General features: G+C 45.8%; 1 protein-coding gene. It reads right to left on the bottom strand.

Translation table 11 applies throughout. The features are described from left to right. Nucleotides 1-29: 29 nt before the first annotated feature. A partial coding sequence (locus R7O12_RS24655) for a DUF2813 domain-containing protein (RefSeq protein ID WP_318126681.1) occupies nt 30-1,468 on the bottom strand: 1,439 nt, incomplete at its 5' end.

Below are 1,468 nucleotides of genomic sequence, written 5' to 3'. Positions count from 1 at the left end.
TGGAAAACGAGTAAATAGATATATAAGGCTTAAGTATTCCCGCTTGCCATAGTAACGATGCGTTTTAAAGTCCAACGCAACAACACAGGGATACATTCCATGCCTTTCTCTTCGCAGTGAGACACAATGGCTAGAGCCAAATCTGGCTTCGCATGTTTTTTCAAAACGCGGTTAACCACTTTCTTCGCCGGAATTGGATGGTCGTGAGGGACTTTGATCATGTCCTTAAAGAAAAGCTCGAAACCATGATTATAAAGAAAATGCTCGATGTCCCGATCGGGCAGTTCAGTGAGCCTATGGCGCTCTTGATCATGCCCAAGCTGCGCTCTTACTGTGTGGGCGTATTTTTTACCCGCAGGGTCACCATCGGTAACCACATGCCAATCGATACCGAACTCTTTGGCTACTTTTATTAATGAACGTAAGCCAGATTGTGCAAACTCGACAATCTGAACCCCTTCAGCGGCGAGATCGTATCCACATTGCCTTGCTAATTCATTAAACAACCAAACCTCAGTTTCGCCTTCCACTAATAGCCAGCAACGCGCAAACAAAGCGCCAGCGCGATGAAAACGAATGTGGAAACCAATTCGGCTTAACTCATCCCCCCCAAACTTAGACGTATTTAGACTCTTCGCGATAGTTTTGTCGGACAGACGGATAAGCCTACGGATGGAGTAGAGCGGCACGGAACCAAGCAAACTGCCGCTATTCGTAGTTAAGATTTTTTGCATTGGCAAAAGTTGAAGCAACGACCAAGCTCGAGCTAAATGCGTTGGGTGTAAACGACCTTCTGGATCTTCGATGATCAAAATAGGCCGCGCGCAACGTCTTAAATCCGTCGGCCCTTTGGCTTGGAGATATGCATTAAGCAACCCCATTAAGAGCAAGCGACTTTGCTTATCGTTGGTCTCTTTCAGGTATTGGCTCAATCCTTTATCAGAAGATGGGCTAGTGTAGAATAATCCGTCTCTCGGTTTTCTAGGATTGCCTTTACTGATGCTACGAAACGCAAAATAGTGCTCGACCAACGTTTTCATGGCATCGAGACTGCTTCGTATTTCCCCTTTGTTTACATGACCCGGCATCGCCAATAAACGTCGACAGGTGTTGTTGATGCGTTTTTCGATACGCGCGTTTTTGCTGTCACCATTAATGTGTGTCGGACGAGGAAAGCGACGAGAATCCCTTAGTCGAATGACAGGGTGCAACGTCATCAACTCAACCGCTAATTTTTCTGAATGGTGAATCTGTTTCGGTTTGCCATCACGGTCAAGAAACGCGTATTTGGTTGTGATGTCATGATCAACGCGAGAGGCACTGATTCGATAATAAATGACATGTTCACCATCTTCTGTTGTGCACCAAGCGGGTTTGATGCGGCGATAACGACCAGCGTTTGCTTCATGTTTATCTTGTGCTTTGAAGCAGACAATAATTTGGATGTGTTGAGACTGAGGGTGAGAAA

The sequence above is a fragment of the Vibrio sp. Vb1574 genome, assembly GCF_033338675.1.
The sequence above is the reverse complement of the archived record's forward strand: the minus strand, read 5'-3'. Positions and strand labels throughout refer to the sequence as shown.